Source organism: Streptomyces griseus subsp. griseus (assembly GCF_000720255.1).
Lineage (GTDB): Bacteria > Actinomycetota > Actinomycetes > Streptomycetales > Streptomycetaceae > Streptomyces > Streptomyces griseus_I.
This window is the reverse complement of record NZ_JOJE01000012.1, coordinates 96,889-116,261: the sequence shown is the minus strand read 5'-3', so window position 1 is coordinate 116,261 and position 19,373 is coordinate 96,889. Positions and strand designations below refer to the sequence as shown.

The following is a 19,373-nucleotide window of genomic DNA, read 5'->3' as shown; positions in this document are numbered from 1 at the left end:
CGGGGTGAGCGGGTTGGACTTCTGGGAGTACCTGGGCAACCGGCACCAGCAGCTGCTCACCGACGCCTACCAGCACGCCAGTGTCGTCTTCCAGTGCATGGTCGTGGCGACCGCGATCGGCGTGCTGATCGGGGTCGCCACCTACCGCTCCGAGTGGGCCGGCAACCTCGCCACCACGACCACCGCGACCTTCCTCACCATCCCCTCCCTCGCCATGATCGGTCTGCTGATCCCGGTCGTGGGCCTGGGCGTGCAGCCCACCGTCATCGCACTGACGCTGTACGGACTGCTGCCGGTGGTACGGAACTGCATCGTGGGCCTGCGGGGCGTCGACCCGTCACTGGTGGACGCGGCCGACGGCATCGGGATGTCCCGTCCGGGGCGGCTCGCGCGGGTCGAGCTGCCGCTGGCCTGGCCGCCGATCCTGATCGGGATCCGGGTCGGCACCCAGATGCTGATGGGCATCGCGGCCATCGCCGCCTACGCCTCCGGGCCCGGCCTCGGCAACGAGATCTTCCGCGGTCTCGCCTCCCTGGGCAGCGCCAACGCGCTCAACCAGGTCCTCGCGGGAACCCTCGGGATCGTCGTCCTGGCGTTGCTGTTCGACGCCGCGTACGTCGTCATCGGCCGGCTGACCATTCCGAGGGGGATCCGTGCCTGAGAGGAGCGCCACCGGCGCCACGATCGAGCTGGAGAACCTCTCCAAGCGGTACCCGGGCAGTCCCAGCCCGGCCGTCGACAACGTGAACATGGAGATCGGCGCGGGTGAGACGGTCGTCTTCGTCGGCCCGTCCGGGTGCGGCAAGTCGACCACCCTGAAGATGATCAACCGGCTGATCGAGCCGACCGGCGGCCGTATCCGCATCGGCGGCGCGGACGTCACCCACATCGACCCGGTGAAGCTGCGCCGCGAGGTCGGGTACGCGATCCAGTCCTCCGGGCTGTTCCCGCACATGACGGTCGCCCAGAACATCGCGCTGGTCCCGAGGATGGCCGGCTGGTCCAGGGACCGGGTCACGGCCCGCGTCGAGGAGATGCTCGACCTCGTCGGCCTCGACCCCGGCGAGTTCCACGGCCGCTACCCCCGCCAGCTCTCCGGCGGCCAGCAGCAGCGCGTGGGGGTGGCCCGGGCGCTCGCGGCCGATCCGCCGGTGCTGCTGATGGACGAGCCGTTCGGGGCCGTCGACCCGATCACCCGCGACCACCTCCAGGACGAGCTGATCCGCCTCCAGCACGAGCTGCACAAGACGATCGTGTTCGTCACCCACGACTTCGACGAGGCGATCAAGCTGGGCGACCGGATCGCGGTGCTGCGCGAGCACTCGCACATCGCGCAGTTCGACACCCCGGAGGCGATCCTCACCAACCCGGCGGACGACTTCGTCTCCGGGTTCGTCGGCGCGGGCGCCGCCCTGAAGCGGCTCGACCTCACCCGTATACGGGACGTGGAGATCACCGACTACCCGACGGTGACCATCGACGATCCGCTCCAGGAGTTCTTCAACCGGCTCCGCGACAGCGGCTCCAACGAGATCCTGCTGCTCGACAAGCGTGGCCGGCCCTACAAGTGGCTGCGGCGCGGCGACCTGATGCGCGCCCGGGGCTCGCTGGCCCGCGCGGGCACGCTGGTGGCCGGCACGGTGACCCGGGACGCCACCCTGCGGGACGCGCTGGAGGCGGTGCTCACGGACAGCGCCGGACGTGTCCCGGTCACCGGACGGCGTGGGGAGTACACCGGGGTGGTCGACGTGGAGACGCTCATGAATTCCGTGCACCAGCTGATGGAGGCCGACCGCCTGGCGGCCGTCGAACACCGTCACGCGTTGGAGGAGCTGCGGGCCGCGCAGACGCACGCGGAGCAGGAGGGCGTCGGCGGGGAGGAGAAGGCGTGACGGCCCCCGATCTGGAGGACGACCGCACGGAGCGGGACGACCCGGTGTACGAGGAGGAGGCCGAGGCTCCTCCCCCGCCGAGCCCGGCGGGCGGACGGATCACCTGGCAGAAACTGACGATCCTGCCCCTGTTCCTGGTGGCCCTGCTGCTGGCGACCTGGCTGTGGTTCCGGCAGGCGGACCTGGACCGGATCTCGGAGAACGCGCTGGCGCACGGCCAGGTCTCCAAGGCTTTGTGGCAGCACGTGCAGCTCACCGTGATCTCGACCTTCTTCGTGTTGATCATCGCCATTCCGCTGGGCATCCTGCTGACCCGCCGGGCGTTCCGGAAGGCGAGCCCGCTCGCGACGACCATCGCCAACATGGGCCAGGCGACCCCGGCGATCGGTCTGCTCGCCCTGCTGGTGATCTGGCTGGGCATCGGCCGCAGATCGGCCCTGATCGGCATGATCGCGTACGCCGTGCTGCCCGTGCTGTCGAACACCATCGCGGGCCTGAAGGCGAACGACCCGACGGTGCTGGAGGCGGCGCGGGGCATCGGTATGTCCCCGATGGGCGTGCTCCGCAGGGTCGAACTCCCGCTGGCCGTCCCGCTGATCCTGGCGGGCGTGCGCACGGCCCTCGTCCTGAACGTCGGCACCGCGACCCTGGCGACGTTCGGCGGGGGCGGCGGCCTGGGCGTGCTGATCACCGCCGGCATCACCAACCAGCGGATGCCGGTGCTGGTGCTGGGCTCGGTCCTCACCGTCGCCCTGGCGCTGCTCGTCGACTGGCTGGCCTCACTGGCGGAGGTGCTGTTGCGGCCGCGCGGGCTGGAGGTGGGGAGGTGAGGCGGCTCGGGTGGCCGGCGGCGGCTCTCGCTGTGACGGCCGGCTGCGGACTGACCAGCGGCTCCCCCATGGCCGACGACGTCGAACCGGGCTCGATCGGCCGGGGCGAGCCGCTCAAGGGCGCCCATCTGACGGTGACGTCCAAGTCGTTCACCGAGAGCCTCGTCATGGGCGCGATCATGGGCATCGCCTTCCAGGCGGCCGGAGCGGACGTCCTGGACCGCACCGGCATCCAGGGGTCCATCGGCGGCCGGGAGGCGGTCCTCAAGGGCGACGCCGACGCCATGTACGAGTACACGGGCACGGCCTGGATCACGTACCAGGGCAACAGCGAGCCCATCACCGACCCGTACCGCCAGTGGGAGGCGGTGCGCGACGCCGACCTGAGGAACGGGCTGACCTGGCTGCCGCCGTCCCGGCTGAACAACACCTACGCACTGGCGATGAACCGGGCCAACTTCAAGAAGTACGGCACGAAGACGCTGTCCGACGTGGCCGTGCTGGCCAAGAGGGATCCGGGCGCGGTGACGCTGTGCGTGGAGGGCGAGTTCGCCAACCGCGCGGACGGGCTGCCGGGGATGCGGAGGGCGTACGGGATGGACGTGCCGTCGGGCCGGATCACCCAGATGGACACCGGGATCATCTACACGCAGGCTGCGAAAGGGAGCTGCGTGTACGGGGAGGTGTTCACCACCGACGGGCGGATCACGTCGATGGACCTGGTGGTGATGGACGACGACAAGAAGTTCTTCCCCAACTACAACGCGGCCCCCGAGATCAACACCGAGACCCTGAAGAAGTGGCCCGCGATCGCGGAGGTACTGAACCCGATCACCGAGAAGCTGGACAACACGGTGGCGCAGGAGCTGAACGCGAAGGTGGACGTGGAGGGGGAGGATCCGCATCAGGTGGGGTTGGACTGGCTGAAGAAGGAGGGATTCGTGAAGTAGGGCTTATAAAGAAAGAGCGCCGGCTCGGGCCCGCCTGGGCCGGACCCGGAGGTGGGTCTGCGACCGGCCTCCGTACCCAGGACCACGGCGGCTGCCGCGGTGGGTCAGGACAGCCACTAACAGGTGGGGACGGAGCCCTTGCCCTTCTCCAGGGACACGAGGGCGTCGACCGTGCCCTTCAGTGTGGTCACCGGGATCAGGCGCAGGCCCTTCGGCAGGTTGGACTTGGCGTCGGAGCACTCGTCCTTCGGTACGAGGAAGACGGTCGCGCCGTCCCTGCGGGCGGCCTGCGTCTTCAGCCCCACGCCTCCGACCGCGCCCACCTTCCCGTCGGCGTCGATCGTCCCCGTACCGGCGATGGTGCGGCCGCCGGTCAGGTCGCCGCCGCTGCCGTCGCCGTCGAGCTTGTCGACGATGCCGAGCGTGAACAGCAGTCCGGCGCTGGGGCCGCCGACGTCCGCGAGCTTCAGCGTGACCTTGACGTCCTTGCTGTCGAGGTGCAGGTAGTCGAGCGCGGCCTCGGTCGCGGTGTCCTGGGACTCCTTCATCTGCGCGGTGTTGTGCTGCTCGATCTCCTTGGTGGACTCGCCGCTGGGGTAGACCGAGTCACGCGGCATGATCGCCTGGTCGCCGCGGAACCAGCCGTCGATCACGTCGCCGAGCGAGACGTCCGCGTCCGGTGAGGTCGCCTCGATGGTCGTCATCCGCAGCTGGCCGCTGGTCTTCCGCGTCGGCGCACCGGAGATCGTGATCACCGCCTCCCCCTTGTTCGCCCCGAGCACGTTCGCCGTCATCCCCGGCTCCGCCACGGAAAACGGCAGCGGCACAAACGCGGCCGTGGCGACCAGCGCCACGACGGGCACGGCACAGACGGCGAGGGCCTGGAGACGAGTGAGGCGAGAGAGCACGGGATCAATCTAACGGAGGGGACGTTTCAGCCAACCTCGGGTCTCCCCGGGGGAGGGTGGGCGCGGGCGGCGACCCGGCAGCGCCGGGCCGCGCGACCCACCCCAGCACCGGCACCGGCACCGGCACCGGCACCGGGCAACAACACAAGCCCTCAGCACAGCAACCCGGCACCGCAGCGCGCCTCAGCGCAACGCCTCAGCCACCTCCCGCGCCGCGTCCACGACCCGCGGCCCCACCCGCTCCGGCACCGCGTCCGCCAACATCACGACGCCCACGCTCCCCTCCACCCCGGTGACTCCGAGCAACGGCGCCGCGGCCCCACTCGCCCCCGCCTCCAGCTCCCCGTGCGTCAGGGTGTACCCCGGCCCCCCCGACGGCCGCTGCCGCGCGGCGAGAATCGCCCGCCCCGCCGCCCCCCGGTCCAGGGGATGGCGGAATCCCGCACGGTACGCCACGTGGTAGTCGGTCCAGGACGGCTCGACGACGGCGACGGCGAGCGCCTCCGCCCCGTCCACCAGCGTCAGATGGGCCGTCGCCCCGATGTCCTCCGCCAGCGATCGCAATGCCGGCAGCGCGGCCTCCCGTACCAGCGGATGGACCTGTCGGCCCAGGCGCAGCACCCCGAGGCCCACCCGGGCACGTCCGCCCAGATCACGCCGTACGAGCGTGTGCTGCTCGAGTGTGGCGAGCAACCGGTACACCACGGTCCGGTTCACGCCCAGTTTGTTGGATAGCTCGGTGACGGTCAGCCCATGGTCCGTGTCGGCCAGCAGCTTGAGGACCCGTAGTCCTCGGTCGAGCGTCTGAGAGGTCTCCGCGGTCACGACGCCCACTCCTCCAAGTGGTGAGGTCGGAGGCCCCCAAGCGAAAAGATGCGTCGCCGAGTCCCGTCGGCGACGCGCTTCAGAGGCCGCCGATCGGCCTGCGGCCCGGTCCGCCCGGGCCGAGTCGCTTCACGGCTGCGCTCCGCGGCGGCGCTGCCACGGGGCGTGTGCGTAGCGGGACAGTAGCGAAGCCGGTTCGCTGAGCGGAAGGCTCCGTCCAGAATCCGGGCATCGACCTGGAGGGACTACCTCGGTTTGTCCCGATATGTACGACGTGTGAGCGGGTTGCGCACGCCCCCTCGTGTCACCCGTCATCGCATCCGCGTGGCCCACTCCTGCACCTTGGCGATCCGCTGCCGCAACTGGCCCGCCGTCGCCTCCGCGCTCGGCGGCCCACCGCACACGCGGCGCAGCTCGGTGTGGATGACGCCGTGCGGCTTGCCGCTCTGGTGGACGTACGCGCCGACCATCGTGTTGAGCTGCTTGCGCAGCTCCATCATCTCCTTGTGCGAGACGACCGGCCGCCGCTCGGCGGGCACCTCCAGCAGGTCGGCCTCCGCGTCCGGCTTCTTCTTGCTGTGCGCGATCTGCTTGGCCTGCCGCTTCTGGAGCAGCAGCTGGACCTGGTCGGGTTCGAGGAGGCCGGGGATGCCGAGGTAGTCCTGCTCCTCCTCGCTGCCCGGGTGGGCCTGCATGCCGAACTCGGCGCCGTTGTACATGACCCGGTCGAAGACGGCCTCGGACTCCAGCGCCTCGAAGGCGAACTGCTCCTGCTCGCCGGTGTCCTCGTCCTGCTCCCGGTTCGCCTCGTCCATCTCCTTCTCGGACTCGGCGTACGGGTCCTCCTCGCCCTCCTTCTTGGGCTTGTCGAGGACGTGGTCGCGCTCGCGCTCCATCTCGTTGGCGAAGCCGAGCAGGTCGGGGACCGTGGGCAGGAACACGGACGCCGTCTCGCCGCGCCGCCGGGACCGTACGAAACGTCCGACGGCCTGCGCGAAGAACAGCGGTGTCGAGATCGTCGTCGCGTACACGCCGACCGCCAGCCGGGGCACGTCGACGCCTTCGGACACCATGCGGACCGCGACCATCCAGCGGTCGGTGCTGTGGCTGAACTCGTCGATCCGGCTGGAGGCGCCGGCGTCGTCGGAGAGGACCAGGGTCGCCTTGTCGCCCGTGATCTCCCGGATCAGCTTGGCGTACGCGCGCGCGGACTCCTGGTCGGAGGCGATGACCAGCGCGCCGGCGTCGGGGATGGCCTTCCTGACCTCGGTCAGCCGCTGGTCGGCGGCGCGCAGCACGCTCGGCATCCACTCGCCGCGCGGATCCAGCGCCGTACGCCAGGCCTGGCTGATCGCGTCCTTGGTCATCGGCTCGCCGAGCCGGGCGGCGATCTCGTCGCCCGCCTTGGTGCGCCAGCGCATGTTGCCGCTGTAGGAGAGGAATATGACCGGGCGCACGACGTTGTCCGCGAGGGCCGAGCCGTAGCCGTAGGTGTAGTCGGCGGCGGACCGCCGGATCCCGTCGTTGCCCTCCTCGTACGTCACGAAGGGGATGGGGTTGGTGTCGGAGCGGAACGGCGTACCGGTGAGGGCGAGGCGGCGCGTGGCGGGCTCGAACGCCTCCAGGCAGGCCTCACCCCACGACTTCGAGTCACCGGCGTGGTGGATCTCGTCGAGGATGACGAGCGTCTTGCGCTGCTCGGACCGGTTGCGGTGCAGCATGGGCCGGACGCCGACACCCGCGTACGTCACGGCGACACCGTGGTAGTCCTTGCCGAGCGGGCCCGCGCTGTATTCCGGGTCCAGCTTGATCCCGATCCGCGCGGCGGCCTCCGCCCACTGCTTCTTCAGGTGCTCGGTGGGCGCGACGACGGTCACCTGCTGCACGACGTGGTGGTGCAGCAGCCAGGACGCCAGCGTCAGCGCGAAGGTCGTCTTGCCGGCGCCGGGCGTGGCGACGGCGAGGAAGTCACGCGGCTGCTCCTGGATGTACTTGTCCATGGCCCCCTGCTGCCAGGCACGCAGCTTGCTGGCGGTGCCCCACGGCGCCCGGCCGGGGAAGGCGGGCGACAGGTGGTGGGAGTGGGAAGCGGTGGAGGAAGCAGACATGGATGCGGGCCCGGAGGGCTCTCCGTTGAGGGTGGTGGCGGGCGACGGGCGGGCGGTAGTCACGGTCTCCGTACGGGGTCGGGCTGGCGGTGGCTTCGTTCGGCGCTCGGCTACGTATGACAACCGGGCCACCCTACCGGCGGCCCCAAGGCGTCAACACGCGAACACCGCCGGGCCGCGGGGAGGTGGGATTCACGTCACAGGGGGAGCCCGGGAACGGTTGCGAACGCGGTGAGTTCCGCCGGCTCACTGCCCCCGTTCGCGCAGTCGGGTGGTCACCCACGCCCCCAGGAGGGCGACTGACGCCATCGGGAGGAAGACGGCGGCGTAGGCGGCGGGATGGGAGCCGGCGGAGGCCGTGGCGGCTTCCTGGGCGGCGGCGCCGTGGGTGACGTCCCCGCCGCCGAGCGCGGCGAAGGCGGCGCCCCCCGCGGCGAGCAGCAGCACGTTGGAGAGTCCGTCGGAGATCTGCAGGGCGGCGGAGTTGGTGCCGGCTTCCGCCGGGGCGGAGAGCTGGAGCAGCAGCACACTGGTGGAGGAGATCACCAGCCCCATCCCGAAGCAGCCGAACGCCCACGCCACGGCGACGGTCCACACGGGCACGGCGGGGAGCAGCACGCTGGGCGCGGTCGCGATGGCCGCGGCCACCAGCAGCATCCCCACCGTCATCAGCCTCTCCCGGTACGGCTCCATCCGTGACCGTGACTGCGCCCACGAAGCCAGCGCCCAGGTCGCCCCGCCGGCCGCGAGCGAGAGCCCGGCGAGTGTCGGTGCCAGGCCCCGCTGGGTGACCAGCATCAGCGGTACGAAGGACTCGGCGCCGATGAAGGATCCCGCGGCCACGCCCCTCAACAACACGACCGACGGCAGTCCGCGCGCCGCCCGGTAGGTGCCCCGGGGCAACAGCCCCAGCACGGCCGGCACGAGCAGCGCGGCGCCCAGGGCACCGGGGACGGCCGAGAGCGGACGTAGGTCCTGGGCGGCGTACTGGAGGAGCGCGGTGCCGAGGGAGATACCGAGCGCGAGACGGATGCGACGCAGGTCGAACGCGCCGGCTTCTTGGCCCGCCACGGGCCCGGCGGCTCGCTTCCGTATCTGCGGCAGGGCGAGAAGGAGGGGGAAGACAACGAGGACGGGTATCCCGACGAACACCCACCGCCACCCGAGCTGCTCGGTCACGACACCCGAGACGAGCGGCCCGACGACGGACGGCACGACCCAGCACGCCGCGAACGCGGCCATGATCGCCGGCCGCAGAGTTTCCGGATAGGCCCGCCCCACGACGACGTACAGCGCGACGATCACCAATCCGCCCCCGAGCCCCTGCACGGCCCGGCCCAGGATGAACACCCACATCACCCCGGCCGACCCCGACACCACCAACCCCGCGGCGAAGGCGGCGATCCCCCCGGTCAACGCCCCCAGCGGCCCAAGCCGGTCCGACCACTGCCCGGCCAGCACCATCCCGAACAAGCTGGTGGTGAAGTACCCCGAGAACGCGAACGCGTACAGCGACACCCCGTCAAGCTCCCGCGCGGCAACGGGCATCGCGGTCCCCACGGCGGTCGCCTCGAAGGCGATGAGCAGGACGACGGAGACGATCCCCACCGTGAGGGCCCGATGGGACCGCCCCAACACCCCCTCGTCCGCCTCGCCGTGACGTGTGAGCTCAGAGCTGTCGAGGGCGGCCATACGGACCAGCGTAAGCCGCAAAGCCCACCGTGACCCCTGTCAAAAGCCGCACCTCCCCTACCCCCTTGGCCCTACGCCCTCTCCCCGTTTCATGAACGGCGTATGGCAGTCCCATTGCGGCCGTGGCGTGTCCCTTGAGCGCATCCGCTGCCCCGCCGTACGGTCATCTCACCGAGTTCGGGCCGGGAGCCTCCACTCCCCCTCCTGAACTCGGAGCCCGGCCGTGTGCCCGAGTGGTTTAGGGGCTCGCCTGCAAAGCGAGTTACGTGGGTTCGATTCCCGCCACGGCCTCCACTGCCTTGACCAGGCGAAACGACAGGGCGGCACCCGGCCGGGGGCGCCGCCCTCTCTGTCGTCCGTCTCCAATCCCGTCTCAGATGGCCGGTATGAGCGCAAGGCGTCCCTGGCCCCAGGGTCATGGCGTCCCTACGATGTGACCGTGGACTGGGGGACTCTCGCGGGCACTGCACTCGGCGCCGTCCTGGGCGTCACTACAACCCTTCTGGCCGAACGGTCACGGTGGCAGCGGGAGCACTCGGCCCGAGAGCGCGCGGTGAAACAGGAGCTGTATGCCGAGTACCTCGGGGCGCTCTCGCTCACTACGCACCGACTCCGGGACCTGAAACGCAGCGTAGGCCTGAGCAGAGAAGAGCGCATGGGACAGGCGGGAGAGATCCTGGGCTCGACCAATGCCTACCACCTGCGCTATCAAGTGCTGATCATCGCTCCCGAGCATCTCGGCAATATGGCCAACCAGGCATTTGCGCGAGTCCGGGACTTGCGGGACCGCTTCGACGAGGCCGACGTATGCACAGATCCCGAGTGGGCTTCCGCTATGGCCGCTCTGACCGAGGCCCTCATTGCCCTTCGTACTGCTATGCGTGCCGACCTCACCTCTGGCTGAAGGGGGCAAGGATCCCTGGCTGCGCATGGGGAGGCGTGCGTCACCTCATCCCCGGCAGGCTGCGCAGTTCCCCTGTCCGCAAGAGCCGTGCCATGAGGAGGTACAGCACGGTCATCGTGAGGCCGCCCGCTGCCAGTGAGAGGGCAGGGGTCCAGGAGGCCGGCGTCAGGCTCTGGCCGCAGTAACGGGTGACGAGCCACCCGGCGGTTCCCGCCACGGAGGCGGCGACGGTGAGTTTGGCGTAGGTGCGGCAGATCCGGCGGCCGTCCAGCAGTCCCTCGGTGCGCCGACGCAGTCGTAGGGCCGTGAGCAGCAGGCCGATCCCGTAGGACAGGGCGTAGGCGGCGGCCATTCCGGTGACCGCCCAGCGGGGGGAGAGCAGGAGGTGGCAGGCCACGGCGAGCGCGATGTTGATGCCGCTGATCCACACGGCCATGCGGAACGGCGTACGGGTGTCCTCGAAGGCGTAGAAGCCGCGGAGCAGGAGGTACTGGGCGGAGAACGGGATCAGTCCCAGACCGAAGGCCTGCAGCATGCGGCCCAGGGGGACAGTGTCCGCGGCGTCGGCGGCGCCGTGCGCGTACACCAGTTGGGCGATCTGCGGTCCGAAGGCGAGGAAGAAGAAGGCGGCCGGGACGATGAGGACACCGCTGACGCGGATGGCGCGGGACAGGTCGGCGCGCAGGTCGCCGAGACGGTGTTCGGTCACCGCCCGGCTCATGCGTGGGAGCAGGGCCGTCACGAGGGAGACGGTCACGATCGACTGGGGAAGCATCCAGAGCTGCTGGGCGTAGCTGTAGGCGGTGTAGCCGACGCCGTCGTCCGGGAGTTCGCCGTCGGCTGCGGAGGCCAGCCGTGTGACGACCGTTGCCGCCACGAGGTTGGCCAGCACGAACAGCAGCGTCCAGCGGGCCGCGTTCACGCTCTTGCGCAGGCCGGTTCCGCGCCAGTCGAAGCGCGGCCGGAACCGGAAGCCGGCGGCGTGGGCGTAGGGAAGCAGGGAGAGGGCCTGGAGGGCGAGGGCGATTGTCGTCCCGATGCCGAGCAGTCTGACCTGGGCGCCCGTGATGTCCGAAACCTGTGCGGGGGCGGTCATCAGGCCCAGGTAGAGGCCGAACATGGTGATCAGGACCACGTTGTTGAGGACCGGGGTCCACATCATCGCGCCGAAGCGGTTCCGGGCGTTGAGGACCTGGCCGAAGATGCTGAACACGCCGTAGAAGAAGATCTGCGGGAGCAGGAAGCGGGCGAAGACCACGGTCAGTTCGAACGCGTCGTGCGTGTTGGGGGTGTCGTCCTGGTAGACGCTGATGATCTCCGGTGCCGCCCACACCGCCAGCGCGGTTCCCACCCCCAGGACGCACAGCACCAGGGTGACCAGGCGCTGCTCGAAGGCGGCACCGCCGTCGGGGTCTTCGGCGCGGGCCCGTACGAGTTGGGGGACCAGGACGGAGTTCAGGGCTCCACCGATGAGCAGGAAGTACAGGCTGGTGGGGACCGTGTTGGCCTGGTTGTAGGTGGTGGCCAGCAGTCCGGTGCCGAGTGCGGCGGCCTGGAGTGCCTGCCGTATGAGTCCGGTGGCCCGCGACACCATCGTTCCCGCCGCCATCAACGCGGACGAACGCAGCAGTCCGCCGCTGCCTTTGGGCTGGGGCTCGGGCCGGCCTTCGGGTCCGGCAGGGGACTTGGCCGGTGCGGCGTGTCTGCGTCTGGTGCGTAAGCGGTCCGGCCGCTCGGGCGACGTCTTCTCGATCATGGGCACAATCTACGATCCACAGCTCGACCTACGATCCACCGCTCAACTCCCGTGCGCTACGCGTACAGCCCCCCGCCCGCCTGGTCCTCGAACACCCCCGGCCAGTAGCGCCAGCCGTCGTCCTGCGGGGTCGCCGGGGTGGCGCTGCAGGCGATGGGGTCGACCGCGGCGAGGGTGCGGGTCATGGTGTCGGCCAGTTGTTCGTAGGCCTCGGTGAGGTCGTGCTCGGCGTCCAGGGTCTGCTCGCGGCGGATCAGCCAGAAGGTGAACGCGAGAGTGGAGATGTCGGCGTTGAGGGGGCGCAGGGTCGCGTCCGGCTCACTCCAGCACAGGACCGCGCCGGTGGTCCCGTCGATCACCAGGCTGGTGTCCTCCAGGAGGTGGCCGAGGCGGATCAGTCGGTCCGCGCCGTCCGGGAGATGGGCGTCGGCGAGGTCGGCCTCCGCCGCGTACTCGGCGAGCGTCGGCAGCGGCAGGTCCGTGTCCAGGGTGAACCAGACGACCTCCTCCGGCAGGCCCACCTCGCGCAGGAAGCGGCGGGTCGGCTCGTGGCTGAGGGCGGGCGGGAAGTCGAGGTCCTCGAAGCGGACGACGGCGCCGGAGCCGAACTCGTCGTCCAGCAGGCGGGGCGGCAGGTCCAGCGCGAGTTCGGAGACCGTGCCGCGGCCCGCCACCAGGGCCAGGGGGCGGATCACCGCCGCCATCTTCCAGAAGGGGGCCACGTCGCCTCCCGTGCCCTCCTCGTACAGCGCGAGCAGCTGCTGAGAGGCCTCGGCGACCGCCTGTGGGCCGAAGCGGCCGGCGTAGGCGGCGAACTGGCCGCGCAGGGCCGCCAGTTCGTCCGCGGCCGTGGCGAAGCGGACCAGCTTCTCCAGGGACGGCGCGAACGGGCGGCGGTCCATCAGATCGGGGCGGCCGTGGAGGAAGTACGTCGTCGAGATCTCGCCGGTCGAGCCGTCGAGCAGGACCGACTCCGTCTCCGGGCCCTGGGCGCCCAGCAGTCCCCCGATGACCAGCTGGTCGCGCAGCTCCGGCGAGAGTCGGCTCTCCTGGTCGCCCGTGGAGTCGGCGACCGTGCGCAGGCCGTCGCGGCGCAGCGCCTCGAACGTCAACAGGCCGCCGACACCCGGCAGTCCGGGGCCCGTCAGCCAGCGGCGGGTCGGCGCGTGGGTGACGTGGGCGCCCAGCTCCGTCTCGGTCAGGACGATCATCGCGGCGCTGAAGACGTCAGCGGTGTTCACGGTGCCGGTCGTGCTCATCGTTCTCCCCCGAGCGTGCGATGTTCTCGTCCCCAGGCGGGGCACGGCGGTCGGCGGTGCGCGGTGATCCGCGGCAGGCCGGCCTCCCCACTGCCCAGAACATTACGCCGCACCACTGACAACTGCCCTCAGCGACGGCCCTCGGCAACGGCCCTCACCAAGGAGCGGGGTCCGTGACAGAAGACGTCAGAAGACCCTCGCGCGTTCCCCGCCGGCCACGATCGCCTCCACCGTCTCCCCCACGGTCAGCTCCGACGTGTCCAGCCACAGCCCGATGCGCGGGGTCCGCGTCCGCAGGGCCCGGTCCAGCTCCTCGACGGTCCATGCCCCGTAGCCGGTCTTCGCGCGGTCCCTCTCGCGGACGGCGACCGTCTCGGGCGGCGGAGCCAGGACGACCACGTACAGCGGGCGGGTGCGGACGAGTTCGACGTACGCCGCCAGATCCGGGCCCAGGACCACGTCCTGCACCACCGCCGTGAAGCCCGACTCCGCATACGCGTCCGCGGTCGCCGCCGACAGCCGGTACCGCAACCGGAGCTGGGCCTCGGCCTCGCCGTCCGCCGCCCCCGGCACGTACTCTTCGCGCCCCGAGACGATCATCCGCCGGAACAGGTCCCCACGGACGTGCGCCGCCCGCGGCAGCCTCTCCGCCAGCGCCTGCGCGATCGTGGACTTCCCGGCCGCCATCACGCCGGTGACGAGGACGACACCGTCCATCAGCGCGTCGGCGTCACGTGAGGTACACGCCGCCGAGCACCACGACCACCGCCGCGAGCACGAACACCAGCACCCACATCAGTACCTTGCCGACGCTGGGCGGCGGTTCGTAGCGCGGCTCCTCGCTCACTGTGCCGTCACCACCGCGGCCTGCGGCCTTATGGGCAGCCTGTTCACGGGGCGGCCGGTGGCGGCCCGTACGGCGGAGGCGATCGCCGCCGGGGACGTCACCACCGGGACCGCGCTGGCCGCCTTCGCGCCGAAGGGGGCGACCACGTCGCGTTCCTCGACGAGCTTGACGATCCGGATGTCGGGGGCGTCCAAAGCGGTGGGCAGGGCGTAGCCGGTGAGGTCGGGATGGCGGATCAGGCCCCTGGGCGTACGGAGGTTCTCCGTGAGGGCGATGCCGACGCCCTGGGTGACGCCCGCCTCGATGCGTGCGGCGAGCTGGGTCGGGTTGAGCACCCGGCCCACGTCCTGCGCGATCGCGAGCTCCACCACCCGTACGGAGCCGAGCTCGATGTCGACGTCGACGACCGCGCGGATCGCGCAGAAGGCGAGCCCGACGAAGGCGTCGCCCTGGCCGGCGCCGTCCAGCGGCTCGGTGGGGTGCGGGCGGCACTGCGCGGTCGCCCACAGCTCCTTCCCCTCCAGCGCCTCGCCGACGGTGGTCGACAGGACCCCGTCGTACGAGGTGATCTTGCCGTCGGTGATCTGGAGCAGCTCGGTGGACATGCCGAACTTGTGCGCCAGGGGCTGCAGCAGCTGGGTGCGGACCATCTTCGCCGCGCGCTCCACCGCGCCGCCCGACACCCAGGTGTGGCGGCCCCGGCAGCCCGGGCCCGCCGGGGGCTGGTCGGTGTCGACGGGCGCCACGTGCACCTCGTCGATGCCGAGGGTCTCCTGGACGATCTGCCGGGCCAGGGTGGTGAAGCCCTGGCCGGTCTCCACGGCCGCGCACAGCACGGTCGCGACGCCGTCGTGGACCTTCACGGTGGCCGTGGACACCTCGTCGGCGCCCTCCGCGCCGAGCATGTGCACCATGCCCAGGCCGTAGCCCACGCCCCGGCGCACCGCGCCCGGCTCGCCCGCGCCCTCGGGGCCGCCGGGCAGCAGCCACTCCTCCTCGGGGGTGTCCTTGGGCAGGGTCGGGAGGGGGAAGTCCTGGACGGCCTGCAGCAGTTCCGCCACCGGCGCCGGACACGTCACGGTCTGGCCCGTGGGGAGTACGTCCCCGGTCGCCAGGGCGTTGCGCAGGCGCAGGTCGGCCGGGTCGGCGCCGAGCTTCTTCGCGAGCTTGTCCATCTGCGCCTCGTAGGCGGCGCACACCTGCATGGCGCCCTCGCCGCGCACATGGCCGGAGGGCGGGTTGTTGGTGCGTACGGCCCAGCCCTCGATGAAGGCGTTCGGGACGACGTAGGGGCCGCAGGCGAAGGAGACGGCGGCGGCCAGGGCCTCCGCCGAGGTGTCCGCGTACGGGCCCGCGTCCAGCAGGATCTGTGCCTCGACCTTCACCAGCCTGCCCTCGGCGTCCGCGTGGTGGCGGTAGCGCAGCAGGGTGGGGTGTCTGTGGGAGTGCCCGAGGAAGGACTCCTCGCGGGTCGCGGTGAGCTTGACCGGGCGGCCGGTCTTCAGCGCGAGCAGGCCGAGCGGGAGCTGGAAGCCCTGGTCCTCGCGGTCGGCCGTGGCGCCGGGGACGCCGGTGACCACGATCTTGACGCGTTCGCTGTCGAGGCCGTAGCAGGCGGCGGCGATGTCGCGGTCGGTGTGCGGGTCGGTGGAGGCCAGGTAGAGCTCCACGCCGCCGTCGGGACGGGGCACGGCGAGCCCGGCCTCGGCGCCGATGGGGGCGGGGTCGGCGCGGCCGATGCGGTACAGGCCCTCGACGACGACCTCGCCGGCCGCGTCCGGGTCGCCGTGGCGCAGCGGGATGTGCCGGATCAGGTTGCCCTCGGGGTGCAGGGGCTCGGCCTCGAAGGCCTGTTCCGGGTCGAGCACCGGGTCGAGCACCTCGTACTCGACGATGACGGCCGCGGCGGCCATCCGCGCGGTGTCCGGGTGGTCGGCGGCGACGGCCGCGATGGGCTCGCCGTGGTGGCGTACGACGTCGGAGGCGAACACCGGACGGTCGGGCGTGCCCCTGCCGTACAGCGGGCGGCCGGGGACGTCCTCGTGGGTGACGACGGCCCGTACGCCGGGCATCTCGCGCGCGTGGGAGGTGTCGATGGACACGATGCGCGCGTGCGGGTGCGGTGCGCGCAGCACGGCGGCCCACAGCAGGCCCTCGGCCCACAGGTCGGCCGCGTACGGGAACGTGCCCTCCGTCTTGGCGCGCGCGTCGGCGGGCGGCAGGGCGGCGCCGAGGCCGTGCGGGATCGGCTCGGGGGCGGGGGCTGCCTCCGCGGTGGTGGTCGCGGTGGCGGCTTCGTTGCTCACGCCTGGCCTCCGTCCTGGCCGTACGCCTGGTCATGCCGTCCGGGTGGATCCGTGGGCCCCTGGGGCCCGTTGGCGCTCGGGAACCCCGGGGAGTCGAACGCCGACGGGTGGACGCCGCCGGCGCCCGGGCCCGCCTGGTGCGGAATACGTGCCTCGTCCGCGCCCGTCTCACCGTCGGCCGCGTTGTGTGCCTCGCGTTCGGCGACGACGTCCTTGACGGCCTCCAGGACACCCCGGTAGCCGGAGCAGCGACACAGGTTGCCGCACAGGGCCTGGCGGGTCTCCAGCTCGGTCGGTGCCGGGTTGCCCTCCAGCAGGTCGTGCACGGTCATCGCCATGCCGGGCACGCAGAAGCCGCACTGCACCGCGCCGCACCGGGCGAGCGCGCGCTGCACGTCGGAGGTCTGACCGTCGACGGCCAGACCCTCGACCGTGCGCACCTCGCTGCCGGCCGCGGTGACGGAGGGCACCAGGCAGGACGCGACGAGCCGTCCGTCGACCTGCACGTTGCAGGCGCCGCACTCGCCCTGCGAGCAGCCGTCCTTGGCCCCGGCGAGCCCGAGGCGCTCGCGCAGCACGTACAGCAGCGACTCGCCGATCCACGCGTCGGTGACGGGCCGGTCCACGCCATTGACGCGCAGGACGTACGAGGCGAGCGGGTGCTCCTCCTGGGGAGGCGCGGGGGCTTCGTGCGGGGTGGCGGCGTCGAGGGCGGGGACGGCTGCCTCCGGGGAGGCGTCCTGTCCGTCGCCGGGGGCGGTGTCCCCGGTGTCGCCGGTGTCCCTGGTGTCCCCGGCGTCCACCGCGTCCACCGCGTCCGGGGAAGCGTCCTGTCGGTCGCCGGGAGGGGTGTCCGGGGAGTTGAGGGAGCCCGTGGCCGCCTCGTCGGCTTCCGGTGAGCCGGCTACCGGCTCGGGGCCGGGGGCGGGGCGCTCATCGGGCAGAGGGTGCGAGCTGTCGGCCGTCCCGTCGTCACCTTCGGCATCGAGTGCCATCTCGTCCGGGGGACCGGACGGCGCGTCAGCCTGAGGACCGGAAGTCGACCCGTCCGGGTGCTCCGGAGCCCCCTCCGAGGCATCCGGGAATCCGTCCGCGGGTACGTCCGCGGGTACGTCCGCGAATCCGTCCCTCGGCGTGTCGGCGAACCCGTCCGCCGGTGCGTCCGCGAACCCGTCCGTGGGCGCCGCGTCCGGGAGGCCTGCCGACGCCCCCTCCAGGGAACCGTGGAACGTGTCGTACGCGGTTGCGGCATCGGCGTAACCCTCGTACGCCGTGGCGGCGATGGAGGACGCCTCGGCGGCCGTGTGGGCCTCGCCGAGCGCCGCGTCGGCCGCGGAGGCGTACCGCTCGGCCTCCGCCGCGTCCGGGGAGGCCGTACCGTGCGCCCCCGTGTCGTACGGGCCCGGTGTCTGCGCGTAGGGGTCGGCACCGGGTGCCGTCTCCTGCTGTCCCCAGGGCTGGCCGGCGCCGCCCGGTCCGGTCGCCCAGGGGGCGGGGGCGCCGCCCGGCAGCGTGGCCGGGGGTGTGCCGCCCCACTGCTCGAGGAGCGCCGAGGTCGTGTACTCGCCCGACTCGTCGGGAAGGTCGCCCCCCGCGACGGGGATGGACCACTGACCGGTCACGTCGTGGCCGGCTCCCGGCGCGGGTTCCCGCGCGTTGGCGTCGCCGAAGTTCCACTGGCCGGTCGCGCCGGGGGTGTACGTGAACCGGTCGCCGCCGCTGGTGTCCTGGGCCGGTACCGCGCTCGGGTCGGGCCACTGGGTGCCGACGGCCGGGGCCCCCCAGGCACCGGCCGCCGCCGGGTCCGTTCCGTCGTGGGCGGGGGGCGTCGCCGTTATCTGCGGGGGCACGTACCCGTGGCCGGGCGCGGCGAGCGGGCTGTCGCCGGACAGGAGCGCGTCGATGCCGCCCTCGGGGAGTTTCACGAAGGCGGTGGCGCCGTCGTCGTAATCGCCCTGGGGCAGCGGGTCCCAGCGGCCGCCGCCCTGGGGCGTGCCCTCTCCGTGCTGGTCGTCGGTCACGACAGCGCCCTCCCCAGTGCTCGTCGGGCCAGCGCGGCGACGGTGCGCCGCAGGTGCAGTACGGCGGGCGGAAGCGGCTGCACGGATCCGTCCTCGGCGGGCACCGGTTCGGGGATGCAGGCCGCGGCGACGTACTCGCCGAAGGCGTGGAGCGCCTCCGGGACGATCGCGCGGTTGTTGTCCCAGTCGATGAGCTGGGCGACCCACTGCTCGGCCTCCAGGGGCCGCAGCGGCATCGGCGCTATGGCGCCGACCGCGCATCTCACGCCCCGGCGCGCGGGGTCGAGGACCAGGGCGACGGAGGCGAGCGCGCGGCCCGGGCCGGTGCGGCCGGTGGCCTTGAGGAAGACCTGCGGCGCGTGCAGCAGCGGCACGCGCACGAAGCCGATGAGTTCGCCGCCGCGCAGCATCTCGACGCCGGCCAGCAGGTGCGACACGGGGATCTCCCGGCGGGCTCCGCCCGGGCCCGCGATGATCAGTGTCGCCTCCAGTGCGGCCAGGACCGGCAGGGCGTCCCCGGTCGGGGCGGCCGAGGCGATGTTGCCGCCGAGGGTGCCGGCGTTGCGGATCTGCGGCGGTCCCGCGGCGCGCGCGGACGCCGCGAGCGCCGGGATGAGGGCGGCGAAGTCGGGGCGGCCCATGCGCGCGTGCGTGAGTCCGGCGCCGAGCAGGGCGTGGCCGTCCAGGTACTGCCAGCCGCGGATCTCGCTGATCCGCCCGAGACCGACCAGTCCGGTGGGCCTGAGCTGTCCGGAGTTGACGGCGGCCATCAGGTCGGTGCCGCCGGCGACGGGTACGGCGGCGGGCATGGCGGTGAGCGCCGCCACCGCCTCGTCCAGCGTCGTGGGCAGCGTGACGGCCTGCGCCGCCTGCGGTGTGTGCGTGCTCAAAACCGGCTGCCCCTTCCCGCTGCCCCACCTGGTCCCACCTGTGTTGCCGTACGGTACGTGCTGACAGGGCGGACGTGGCAACTCTGGCACATCTTCGCAAGAGCCGAGGACGGGGGTCCGCTAGGAGGCATTCGCCCACCTCACCAGGGACATGGTCCGTTTTGGCATGACTTCACCGGTGAGCG

At 72.0% G+C, this 19,373-nt stretch carries 15 protein-coding genes and 1 tRNA gene; 6 read left to right on the top strand and 10 right to left on the bottom strand.

Annotated elements, in window-relative coordinates:
* Positions 1-13 precede the first annotated feature (13 nt).
* The 4 genes from IG99_RS18490 to IG99_RS18475 all read left to right on the top strand — a co-directional run bounded on the left by IG99_RS18490 (position 14) and on the right by IG99_RS18475 (position 3,672).
* Positions 14-661, top strand: coding sequence for an ABC transporter permease (locus tag IG99_RS18490; protein ID WP_037675373.1), 648 nt, complete (start codon positions 14-16; stop codon positions 659-661).
* Positions 654-1,892: a betaine/proline/choline family ABC transporter ATP-binding protein gene (locus IG99_RS18485; RefSeq protein ID WP_037675372.1), complete on the top strand. Its 1,239-nt coding sequence runs from the start codon at positions 654-656 to the stop codon at positions 1,890-1,892. The genes IG99_RS18490 and IG99_RS18485 overlap by 8 nt, the downstream gene beginning before the upstream one ends.
* Complete coding sequence (locus IG99_RS18480; RefSeq protein WP_037675371.1) at positions 1,889-2,722, top strand: ABC transporter permease; 834 nt, start codon at positions 1,889-1,891, stop codon at positions 2,720-2,722. The genes IG99_RS18485 and IG99_RS18480 overlap by 4 nt, the downstream gene beginning before the upstream one ends.
* Positions 2,723-2,790: 68 nt before the next feature.
* Complete coding sequence (locus IG99_RS18475; protein ID WP_078947783.1) at positions 2,791-3,672, top strand: glycine betaine ABC transporter substrate-binding protein; 882 nt, start codon at positions 2,791-2,793, stop codon at positions 3,670-3,672.
* A 116-nt stretch (positions 3,673-3,788) separates the two neighbouring features.
* Here IG99_RS18475 and IG99_RS18470 read toward each other — a convergent pair whose 3' ends face one another.
* From IG99_RS18470 to IG99_RS18455, 4 genes are all read right to left on the bottom strand, one after another.
* Complete coding sequence (locus tag IG99_RS18470) at positions 3,789-4,580, bottom strand: S16 family serine protease (protein WP_037675369.1); 792 nt, start codon at positions 4,578-4,580, stop codon at positions 3,789-3,791.
* A gap of 183 nt (positions 4,581-4,763) precedes the next feature.
* Positions 4,764-5,405 (bottom strand): IclR family transcriptional regulator, encoded by a 642-nt coding sequence (locus tag IG99_RS18465; RefSeq protein WP_037675367.1) that lies wholly within the window; start codon positions 5,403-5,405, stop codon positions 4,764-4,766.
* Between the two features lie 311 nt (positions 5,406-5,716).
* On the bottom strand, positions 5,717-7,513 hold the full coding sequence (locus tag IG99_RS18460; protein ID WP_037675366.1) for a DEAD/DEAH box helicase: 1,797 nt from the start codon (positions 7,511-7,513) through the stop codon (positions 5,717-5,719).
* Positions 7,514-7,759: 246 nt separating this feature from the next.
* The gene (locus IG99_RS18455; protein WP_051865528.1) at positions 7,760-9,205 is read right to left on the bottom strand and encodes an MFS transporter; all 1,446 of its coding nucleotides are present in this window, start codon (positions 9,203-9,205) and stop codon (positions 7,760-7,762) included.
* 219 nt (positions 9,206-9,424) lie between these two features.
* On the opposite strand from IG99_RS18455, the gene IG99_RS18450 reads away from it, so the two are divergent.
* Positions 9,425-9,499, top strand: a tRNA-Cys gene (locus IG99_RS18450).
* 145 nt (positions 9,500-9,644) lie between these two features.
* Complete coding sequence (locus IG99_RS18445; RefSeq protein WP_037675364.1) at positions 9,645-10,109, top strand: hypothetical protein; 465 nt, start codon at positions 9,645-9,647, stop codon at positions 10,107-10,109.
* A gap of 40 nt (positions 10,110-10,149) precedes the next feature.
* Here IG99_RS18445 and murJ read toward each other — a convergent pair whose 3' ends face one another.
* From murJ to IG99_RS18415, 6 genes are all read right to left on the bottom strand, one after another.
* The gene (gene murJ, locus IG99_RS18440) at positions 10,150-11,718 is read right to left on the bottom strand and encodes a murein biosynthesis integral membrane protein MurJ (protein WP_037675362.1); all 1,569 of its coding nucleotides are present in this window, start codon (positions 11,716-11,718) and stop codon (positions 10,150-10,152) included.
* A gap of 203 nt (positions 11,719-11,921) precedes the next feature.
* A complete protein-coding gene (locus IG99_RS18435) occupies positions 11,922-13,124 on the bottom strand; it encodes an SUKH-4 family immunity protein (protein ID WP_037675361.1) in 1,203 nt (400 codons plus the stop codon).
* Between the two features lie 186 nt (positions 13,125-13,310).
* On the bottom strand, positions 13,311-13,841 hold the full coding sequence (locus IG99_RS18430) for an AAA family ATPase (protein ID WP_037675359.1): 531 nt from the start codon (positions 13,839-13,841) through the stop codon (positions 13,311-13,313).
* A gap of 126 nt (positions 13,842-13,967) precedes the next feature.
* Positions 13,968-16,277 carry a xanthine dehydrogenase family protein molybdopterin-binding subunit gene (locus IG99_RS18425; protein ID WP_037675357.1) on the bottom strand — a complete coding sequence of 770 codons (2,310 nt, stop codon included), beginning with the start codon at positions 16,275-16,277 and terminating at the stop codon, positions 13,968-13,970.
* Complete coding sequence (locus tag IG99_RS18420) at positions 16,274-18,298, bottom strand: 2Fe-2S iron-sulfur cluster-binding protein (RefSeq protein WP_037675355.1); 2,025 nt, start codon at positions 18,296-18,298, stop codon at positions 16,274-16,276. The genes IG99_RS18425 and IG99_RS18420 overlap by 4 nt, the downstream gene beginning before the upstream one ends.
* Positions 18,295-19,188 (bottom strand): FAD binding domain-containing protein, encoded by an 894-nt coding sequence (locus IG99_RS18415; protein ID WP_037675352.1) that lies wholly within the window; start codon positions 19,186-19,188, stop codon positions 18,295-18,297. Before IG99_RS18415 ends, IG99_RS18420 begins: the two co-directional genes overlap by 4 nt.
* Between the last annotated feature and the right edge of the window lie 185 nt (positions 19,189-19,373).